The sequence below is a fragment of the Enterococcus sp. 125944 genome (assembly GCF_051909435.1).
In the GTDB taxonomy this organism is placed as follows: Bacteria; Bacillota; Bacilli; order Lactobacillales; family Enterococcaceae; genus Enterococcus_D; species Enterococcus_D gallinarum.
This window is the reverse complement of the sequence record NZ_JBQASY010000047.1, coordinates 1-3,849: the sequence shown is the minus strand read 5'-3', so window position 1 is coordinate 3,849 and position 3,849 is coordinate 1. Positions and strand designations below refer to the sequence as shown.

Here is a 3,849-nt window from a genome sequence, read left to right as displayed (position 1 = left end):
ATACAGGTTTTACTATTTTTGAAATAAGTACCTTCCACTTCAAATACATGTATTCAAAGTGAAAGTATTGATTTAAATGATTCTTTTGTAATTTACTCTTGATAAAGTCCCCAACCTTCGCAGGCGGATATTACCTTTACCAAACGATTGATGAAGTGTGGGGAATTGATGGGTATCGACTTGCTGGACCACTTGATTATCGGTAATAATTCATATATCAGCTTGCGAGAAGAAGGACTCTGGGAAGGCTGATCGTCTACCTTGCAAAAAAATAGTAGCAAGTGTAAAATATTAGTGTAATTTTGTTTGCTGAATAGATGTTGAAACGCTTGTTACACCTCTATCGGACACGAGCAATGTTACACATAATTAAGTGCTTATGCACGAGGAGGTTTTTTATAATGGAACAAGGTACAGTTAAATGGTTCAATGCTGAAAAAGGATTTGGCTTCATTTCACGTGAAGACGGTACAGACGTATTTGTACATTTCTCAGCAATCCAAGGTGAAGGCTTCAAGACTTTAGAAGAAGGCCAAGCAGTGACTTTTGATGTTGAAGAATCAGATCGTGGACCTCAAGCAGTAAACGTAAACAAAGCGTAAGCTTATTTACAAGACTGCATTCATGGGATTAGTGAAGGCACAGTCAAAAAAGACCATCATTCAGATGGTCTTTTTTTTTGCTCGCGTTCTTTGACAAAATCAATGAACGTGAGGATTTCTTTGATTCCTTCTTCTGAGATTGATTCATCGATATGGGAACTGATCAAGTCACTTTCTACTTTAGGATAGAGGTGTCTCTTATCAGATCGGCCTAAGAGATAGTCGGTCGACACACCAAATAGATCGGCTAACACTTGCAGCATGCTAAAGTCGGGCTCTCTTTTTCCTGATTCATAGGCAGTATAAGCTGGACGTGTGATCCCGATTTTGTCTGCCACTTCTTGCTGAGTTAACTTCTTTTCCAGACGTAATTTTTTTATGATTTGCGGAAACATAATGACACCTGCCTCTCTCGTGATAGTAACACACCGTTACTTAGAAAAAAAGAGTCGGTTGGTGTCTATTTGTTACTAAATGTCGTTGACAAGTGTCATAAGGAAACATATAATGAGTGTGTGTCGAAACGTTACATTCCGAAGAAGGAGGGAACTGTATGCGGGAGTGGCTCATTAGGCAACGTGAAAAAAATGGACTCACTCAGGATCAAGTAGCTAAGGAATCCGAAATTGAGCGAACATATTACAATATGATTGAACGAGGAAAACGCCGACCAAGTGTAGAAGTAGCGAAGCGGATCGGTAAAGTGCTCCAATTTGATTGGACGTATTTTTTTAGCATTGAAGGTAACATAACGACACAAAAAGACAAACCTAGTTAAATGGAGGAGGGGACTCAAGATGCCTGTAAAAGGTACAGTTGCAAAAATCGGCTATCTGGGTAAAAACAAAAGAAATTTCCAGGATCTAAAAAAAGATTTAAAGAAACACAAGTGGCTCTACGTCATGCTGATCATTCCAGTTATTTTTGTCGTGATCTGGAATTATTGGCCAATGTATGGCGTGATTATCGCATTCAAAGATTATTCTCCCGCATTTGGGATCTTAGGTAGCCCTTGGGTGGGATTGAAGCACTTTGAGCGTTTTTTTGCTTCCTATTTTTTTCTCGAGATCATTGTTAATACCTTGCGCTTGAGTCTTTACAGTTTGTTGGTCAGTGTACCATTACCGATCATTTTGGCGTTATTATTCAATGAATTGAATCGGAAATGGTTCAAATCAACCGCTCAGACGATTTCATACATCCCAAATTTTATTTCGGTGGTTGTCGTGATCGGGATGGTTCAATTCTTTTTTTCAAGTCAAGATGGCATGATTAATATGTTGCTGAATACATTTGGGTTTCCATCGATCGATTTTCTCGGAAGTCCTAAATGGTTTCCGCATATCTATGTGTGGTCGGGTGTCTGGCAAGGTGTGGGGTGGGGAACGTTGATTTATACGGCAGCGATGTCCGGGATCTCTCCCGATCAATATGAAGCCGCTTACTTGGATGGTGCCTCTCGCTTGCAATGTATTCGTCATATCACGATTCCTTCCATCATGCCGACCATCGTGATCTCCACGATATTGGCGACAGGAAGCATTTTATCCGTGGGCTTTGAGAAGACTTTTCTCTTACAGAACGCTGCGAATCTCGCTTCCTCTGAGGTGCTTTCGACATATACCTATAAAATGGGGATCATAAATGGGGAGTATAGTTTCTCTGCTGCAGTCGGTCTTTTTAATAACGTGATTAATTTTATTGTTTTATTTATTGTTAATAAACTAGCACAAAAGACAAATGAATCGAGTCTTTGGTAGGAGGAAAACGAATGAAAGTATCAGCAACGAAAGGGGATAAACTGTTTAATACTATCAATATCTTACTGGTCAGTCTGATTGCCCTGATTATCTTATATCCGCTTATCTTTGTGGTCAATGCTTCCTTCAGTGATCCCACTAGGATCTATGAGGTCCCGTTGCTTTTGTATCCCCGTGGATTAAATGTTGAAGGGTACAAGGAAGTGCTCAAGAGCAGTGATATCTGGACGGGTTTTCGCAACGCAGTGATCTACACGGGTTTAGGGACAGTGATCAACTTAATCGTCACGACGATTGCTGCCTACCCATTGTCTCGTTCCGGCTTACGAGGCAAGCGTTTCTTTACTTTATTTTTTACGATTACGATGTTTTTTAGCGGAGGGTTGATCCCCACTTATTTAGTCAATCAGCAGTTAGGGATCGTTAACACACTTTGGGTCATGATCTTGCCTGGAGCGTTGGGTGTTTATAATATGATTTTGATGCGTACGTATTTCAGTCAAAATATTCCTAATGATTTGATTGAAAGCGCTTATATCGATGGTGCCAACGATTTATGGTTATTATGGAAAGTCGTCTTGCCTCTGGCTACCCCGATCATCGCAGTGATGGCAATGTTCTATGGTGTCGGTCGCTGGAATGCCTACTTTGACGCGTTGATTTATTTACAGGATCGTGCCAAGTATCCTCTGCAGATTATTCTGCGAGAAATACTGGTTCAGGGACAGTTTGGCCAAGATATGAACCAAATCATTGCCGGTAGTGCGGAATCCGAACTGCTTATGCTGAAAATGACCCTCAAATACAGCGTAGTGATCGTTTCAAGTCTGCCTGTGCTCCTATTTTATCCTGTGGTAGCCAAATACTTTGAAAAAGGCATCCTAGTAGGATCCATCAAGGGATGAGGAGGTGTTTCGATGCTAAAAGCGATCGCTGCATTTTGTGAATTAGTGTACGATATGATGCTTTTGAATGTGTATTGGTGGCGCTACATGCTTCTGGGCGGTGTGCTGTTTAGTCTGATACCGGCAACGATTACTGTCTACGATTGCATTCGAAAAAGGATTCTGCAGAAAAATGAAGCTCCTCTCAAAGAAATTTTTTCAGATCAATATCGGCACAACAAACAAAAAAATCGCTGGTTCCATGTTGCGGCTATTGTTCTGACTGGTTTTGTTATTGGGGTTCATCACACATTAGCGAGTGATTACCCCACCAATTTCTTGTTTGAGTTTACGATGCGGACGAATCTCCTGATTATTTTATTGCTGGCGATCACATTTTTCCCTGTGCATGCTTATTTTTCATTAGACAAAGTCCATCGTTGGTTACAGCCGTTACTGTTTGTGTTTATTTGTCCCGTTCAGCTGTTAATAAGGGTTCTGTTGCAAAGTTTTAAATAAAGAATAAAATCCCTTACGGTATCTATGATTTAAGCTGGGATTCCCAATAATACCTTGATTTCAGTACAGACCGAAAACCCGAAG

General features: G+C 40.5%; 6 protein-coding genes and 1 pseudogene. 6 read left to right on the top strand and 1 reads right to left on the bottom strand.

What is annotated here, in order from left to right; genetic code table 11:
* Window positions 1-105 precede the first annotated feature (105 nt).
* Both ACTFWY_RS17610 and ACTFWY_RS17605 read left to right on the top strand, forming a co-directional pair.
* Window positions 106-252 (top strand): annotated as a pseudogene (locus tag ACTFWY_RS17610) (JAB domain-containing protein); the annotation flags it as partial.
* Window positions 253-401: 149 nt separating this feature from the next.
* Window positions 402-602 carry a cold-shock protein gene (locus ACTFWY_RS17605; RefSeq protein ID WP_003127340.1) on the top strand — a complete coding sequence of 67 codons (201 nt, stop codon included), beginning with the start codon at window positions 402-404 and terminating at the stop codon, window positions 600-602.
* A 56-nt stretch (window positions 603-658) separates the two neighbouring features.
* Here the strand turns inward: ACTFWY_RS17605 and ACTFWY_RS17600 are convergent, their stop codons facing one another.
* Complete coding sequence (locus ACTFWY_RS17600) at window positions 659-997, bottom strand: helix-turn-helix domain-containing protein (protein ID WP_003127342.1); 339 nt, start codon at window positions 995-997, stop codon at window positions 659-661.
* Window positions 998-1,155: 158 nt separating this feature from the next.
* Between ACTFWY_RS17600 and ACTFWY_RS17595 the strand changes: the two genes are divergently transcribed.
* The 4 genes from ACTFWY_RS17595 to ACTFWY_RS17580 are packed head-to-tail and all read left to right on the top strand — an operon-like array spanning window position 1,156 to window position 3,765.
* Window positions 1,156-1,380 (top strand): helix-turn-helix transcriptional regulator, encoded by a 225-nt coding sequence (locus ACTFWY_RS17595; protein WP_003127343.1) that lies wholly within the window; start codon window positions 1,156-1,158, stop codon window positions 1,378-1,380.
* 19 nt (window positions 1,381-1,399) lie between these two features.
* The gene (locus ACTFWY_RS17590) at window positions 1,400-2,362 is read left to right on the top strand and encodes an ABC transporter permease (RefSeq protein WP_003127344.1); all 963 of its coding nucleotides are present in this window, start codon (window positions 1,400-1,402) and stop codon (window positions 2,360-2,362) included.
* Window positions 2,363-2,373: 11 nt separating this feature from the next.
* A complete protein-coding gene (locus ACTFWY_RS17585) occupies window positions 2,374-3,267 on the top strand; it encodes a carbohydrate ABC transporter permease (RefSeq protein WP_003127345.1) in 894 nt (297 codons plus the stop codon).
* A 12-nt stretch (window positions 3,268-3,279) separates the two neighbouring features.
* A complete protein-coding gene (locus ACTFWY_RS17580; protein ID WP_439927427.1) occupies window positions 3,280-3,765 on the top strand; it encodes a DUF624 domain-containing protein in 486 nt (161 codons plus the stop codon).
* Window positions 3,766-3,849: the final 84 nt, after the last annotated feature.

Bases quoted from the DNA above. Each gene is read 5' to 3' on its own strand.
- ACTFWY_RS17605 (WP_003127340.1), top strand. From the start codon at position 402: ATGGAACAAGGTACAGTTAAATGGTTCAATGCTGAAAAAGGATTTGGC.
- ACTFWY_RS17595 (WP_003127343.1), top strand. From the start codon at position 1,156: ATGCGGGAGTGGCTCATTAGGCAACGTGAAAAAAATGGACTCACTCAG.
- ACTFWY_RS17580 (WP_439927427.1), top strand. From the start codon at position 3,280: ATGCTAAAAGCGATCGCTGCATTTTGTGAATTAGTGTACGATATGATG.
- ACTFWY_RS17590 (WP_003127344.1), top strand. From the start codon at position 1,400: ATGCCTGTAAAAGGTACAGTTGCAAAAATCGGCTATCTGGGTAAAAAC.
- ACTFWY_RS17585 (WP_003127345.1), top strand. From the start codon at position 2,374: ATGAAAGTATCAGCAACGAAAGGGGATAAACTGTTTAATACTATCAAT.
- ACTFWY_RS17600 (WP_003127342.1), bottom strand. From the start codon at position 997: ATGTTTCCGCAAATCATAAAAAAATTACGTCTGGAAAAGAAGTTAACT.